This is a genomic window from Aminobacter sp. MET-1, assembly GCF_026521175.1.
In the GTDB taxonomy this organism is placed as follows: Bacteria; Pseudomonadota; Alphaproteobacteria; order Rhizobiales; family Rhizobiaceae; genus Aminobacter.
In genome coordinates this window covers 1-4,074 of record NZ_JAMSHL010000050.1, presented here as the reverse complement: position 1 = coordinate 4,074, position 4,074 = coordinate 1, and the positions used below count along the sequence as shown (strand labels likewise).

General features: G+C 63.8%; 3 protein-coding genes and 1 pseudogene. All 4 read right to left on the bottom strand.

Annotated features, from left to right (window positions below):
* Nucleotides 1–111 precede the first annotated feature (111 nt).
* Complete coding sequence (gene glnT / locus NDO48_RS28910; RefSeq protein ID WP_018430929.1) at nt 112–1,455, bottom strand: type III glutamate--ammonia ligase; 1,344 nt, start codon at nt 1,453–1,455, stop codon at nt 112–114.
* Nucleotides 1,456–1,482: 27 nt separating this feature from the next.
* Nucleotides 1,483–2,811, bottom strand: a complete 1,329-nt coding sequence (locus NDO48_RS28905; protein WP_018430928.1) for an FMN-binding glutamate synthase family protein — start codon at nt 2,809–2,811, stop codon at nt 1,483–1,485.
* An 8-nt stretch (nt 2,812–2,819) separates the two neighbouring features.
* Nucleotides 2,820–3,557 (bottom strand): GXGXG domain-containing protein, encoded by a 738-nt coding sequence (locus tag NDO48_RS28900; protein WP_018430927.1) that lies wholly within the window; start codon nt 3,555–3,557, stop codon nt 2,820–2,822.
* 4 nt (nt 3,558–3,561) lie between these two features.
* Nucleotides 3,562–4,074: pseudogene (locus tag NDO48_RS28895) on the bottom strand (glutamine amidotransferase); the annotation flags it as partial.

Below are 4,074 nucleotides of genomic sequence, written 5' to 3'. Positions count from 1 at the left end.
GCCTTGGCGAGTGAGAAGATCGAATATTTCATCGCATGAGTTCCGGCGAATTTTGACAAATGCTGGGCCGTCGCCCGGCCCGAAGGCCGGGCGCTGAGCCGTGCTGGTGTCCTAGACGTCCAGCGTGTGGTCGCGCTCCCACTGGGTGAAGTGCGAGGCGTAGGAGTTCCACTCCTGGTGCTTCAGCTTGATGTAGGCGGCGGAGAAATCCTCGCCCATCGCAGCCTTCAGTTCGCCATCCTCATCATAGGCACGAAGCGCGTCGAGCAGATTGAGCGGCAGCTTGGCACCGTGCGTGACGGTGTGGCCTTCGCGATACATGTCGACGTCGCTGCGCGGGCCGGGATCGGCCTTCGAGCGGATGCCCGAGAGACCGGCGGCGATGATGACAGCCTGCATCAGATAAGGGTTGGCCGCACCGTCGGGCAGGCGCAGCTCGAAGCGGCCGGGGCCGGGCACGCGCACCATGTGGGTGCGGTTGTTGCCGGTCCACGTCACCGTGTTCGGCGCCCAGGTGGCACCGGAGACGGTGCGCGGGGCGTTGATGCGTTTGTAGGAATTGACGGTCGGGTTGCAGATCGCGGCGAGCGCCGAGGCGTGCTTCATGATGCCGCCGAGGAAATAGCGGCCCTTCTCCGACAGACCCAGCTCCATGTTCTTGTCGGCAAAGGCGTTCGACTTGCCAGCGAGATCCCACACCGAGATATGGGCGTGGCAGCCGGAGCCAGTCAGGCCCTGGAACGGCTTGGGCATGAAGGTTGCGCGCAGGCCGTGCTTTTCGGCGATCGAGCGCACCATGAACTTGAAGAAGGAGTGCTTGTCGGCGGTCTGGAGAACGTCGTCATACTCCCAGTTCATCTCGAACTGGCCGTTCGCGTCCTCGTGGTCGTTCTGGTAAGGCTTCCAGCCGAGATCGAGCATGGCATCGCAGATTTCAGCGATGACGTCGAAGCGGCGCATCACCGCCTGCTGGTCGTAGCAGGACTTGGCGGCGGTATCGTACTCGTCGGCGATCTGATTGCCATCAGGCGTGGTGAGGAAGAACTCCGGCTCGACGCCGGTCTTGACGCGCATGCCTTCCTTGGCGGCTTCGGCGACGAGGCGCTTCAGCGTGTTGCGTGGCGCCTGGGCCACGCCCTTGCCTTCCATCAGGCAGTCCGATGCGAGCCAGGCGACTTCCGGGCGCCAGGGCAGCTGGATCACCGAGAGCGGATCCGGCACCGCCAGCATGTCCGGGTGGGCCGGCGTGAGGTCCAGCCAAGTGGCGAAGCCGGCAAAGCCGGCTCCATCCTTCTGCATGTCCGAAATGGCCTGGGCAGGCACCAGCTTGGCGCGCTGGCCGCCGAACAGGTCCGTATACGAGACCATGAAGTACTTGATGTTGCGAGTTTTCGCGAACTCGCGGAGATCTGTCACCTCGGACTGATCGATTTTGCCTTCGAAGGCGGTTCCCATGAATTGCTCCTCCCAATCCTTATGGTTTTAAAAGGCACCCTTCCCAGGTACCCAGCTCGTTCCCGCAAGCGGCACGCCAGCCATGGCGGCCGCCTCGATCGTAAGAGCGCAAAGGTCCTCAGGCTCGAGATTGTGCAGGTGATTTTTGCCGCAGGCACGGGCGATGGTCTGTGCCTCAAGCGTCATGACCTTCAGGTAATTCGCCAGACGGCGGCCCGCCGCGATCGGATCGACGCGCTTCATCAGCTCGACGTCCTGCGTGGTGATGCCGGCCGGGTCCTTGCCCTCGTGCCAGTCGTCGTAAGCGCCGGCAGTCGTGCCGAGCTTCTGGTACTCTTCCTCCCAACGCGGATCGTTGTCGCCAAGGGCGATGAGAGCCGCGGTTCCGACGGATACTGCATCGGCACCAAGCGCCAGCGCTTTGGCCACGTCGGCACCATTGCGTATGCCACCGGAGACGATCAGCTGGACCTTGCGGTGCATGCCGAGATCCTGAAGCGCCTTAACCGCCGGACGAATGCATGCGAGCGTCGGCTGGCCGACATGCTCGATGAACACTTCCTGCGTGGCAGCGGTGCCGCCCTGCATGCCGTCGAGCACGACGACGTCGGCGCCGGCCTTCACTGCAAGTGCCGTGTCGTAGTAGGGGCGTGCGCCACCAACCTTGACGTAGATCGGCTTTTCCCAGTCGGTGATCTCGCGGATTTCGAGGATCTTGATCTCGAGATCGTCGGGACCGGTCCAGTCGGGGTGACGGCAGGCCGAGCGCTGGTCGATGCCCTTCGGCAGCGTGCGCATCTCGGCGACGCGGTCGGAGATCTTCTGGCCGAGAAGCATGCCGCCGCCGCCCGGCTTGGCGCCCTGACCGACAACGATTTCGATGGCATCGGCGCGACGCAGGTCACGCGGGTTCATGCCGTAGCGCGACGGCAAGTATTGATACACCAACTGCTTGGAATGGCCGCGCTCTTCCTCGGTCATGCCGCCGTCGCCGGTGGTGGTCGATGTGCCGGAGAGCGTCGCGCCGCGGCCGAGGGCTTCCTTGGCCGGCCCCGACAGCGAGCCGAAGCTCATGCCGGCAACCGTGATCGGGATCTTCAGCTCGATCGGCTTCTTGGCATAGCGGGTGCCGAGCACGACGGAGGTATCGCAACGCTCGCGATAGCCTTCGAGCGGATAGCGCGAGATCGAGGCGCCAAGGAACAGCAGGTCGTCGAAATGCGGAACCTTGCGCTTGGCGCCCGAGCCGCGGATGTCGTAGATGCCCGTCGCTGCGGCGCGACGGATTTCGGACATCGCGTATTCATCGAAGGTCGCTGACTTGCGCGGCGTCGTCGGAGGATTGTGGTAGGTCATTTTGGTCCTCAGTATGCGTCAGCGTTGTCGATGTTGAAGTTGTAGAGGGTGCGTGCCGAGCCGTAGCGCGTGAACTCCTCCGGCTTGACGTCGGCGATGCCGGCGCGCTCGAGCAGGTCCTTCAGGATGGCGATGTGCTCGGGGCGCATCTCCTTCTTGATGCAGTCGGCGCCGAGGCTCTTGACCGAGCCGCGCACGAACAGGCGAGCCTCGTAGATCGAGTCGCCAAGCGCATCGCCTGCGTCGCCGAGAACCACCAGGTTGCCGGACTGGGCCATGAAGGCCGACATGTGGCCGATATTGCCGCGCACGACGATGTTGATGCCCTTCATCGAGATGCCGCAGCGCGACGAGGCGTTGCCCTCGATGACCAGCAGGCCGCCGCGGCCGGTGGCGCCGGCATACTGGCTGGCGTCGCCCTTCACGACGATCGTGCCCGACATCATGTTTTCGCCGACACCGGGACCAGCCGAGCCGTGCACGGTGATGGTGGCGTTCTGGTTCATGCCGCCGCAATAGTAGCCGACGGAGCCCTGAACATCGATCGAGATCGGGTGCTCGGCGCCCACGGCTACCGCATGGCTGCCCTTCGGGTTGATGACTTCCCAGTTCGGTTCGCCGGCGGCATCCTTCACTTCATGGAGCGCCTGGTTGAACTCGCGCAGGGTCTTCTTCGACAGATCGAAGACCTTGGGCTGGTAGTTGACCTCGTGCAGGGGGGCCGTCGCAAGATTCGTTGAATGCATAGTCTCAGTGCTCCCAGAAATAGACGGTGGACGGTTCCGGCTCCCAGACCCGGGCTTCCTCGATCCCGGGCAGGCTGGCCAGCGCGCGATACTCGGAACCGAAGGCGACATACTGGTCGGTTTCGGCCATGACGGCGGGCTTGCAGGAGATCGGATCGCGGACGACGCCGAAGCCGTTCTTGGTGCCGACGACGAAGGTGAAGAAGCCGTCGAGATCGTTGAGGCTGCTTTCCAGCGCCTCACCGAGGTTTTGGCCGTGGGCGATCTTCGACGACAGATAGGCTGCCGCGACCTCGGTGTCGTTCTCGGTCTCGAAACGCATGCCGTCGCGGATCAGCTCGCGGCGCAGGTTGTTGTGGTTCGATAGCGAACCATTGTGAACCAGGCACTGGTCGGGACCGGTCGAGAACGGGTGGGCGCCGAGCGTGGTGACCGCGGATTCGGTTGCCATGCGGGTATGGCCGATGCCGTGGCTGCCGCTCATCTTGGTGACGTCGAAGCGCTTCACCACTTCGAC

Excerpts from the sequence above, each read along its gene's own strand:
- glnT (WP_018430929.1), bottom strand. The coding sequence starts at position 1,455 with ATGGGAACCGCCTTCGAAGGCAAAATCGATCAGTCCGAGGTGACAGAT.
- NDO48_RS28905 (WP_018430928.1), bottom strand. The coding sequence starts at position 2,811 with ATGACCTACCACAATCCTCCGACGACGCCGCGCAAGTCAGCGACCTTC.
- NDO48_RS28900 (WP_018430927.1), bottom strand. The coding sequence starts at position 3,557 with ATGCATTCAACGAATCTTGCGACGGCCCCCCTGCACGAGGTCAACTAC.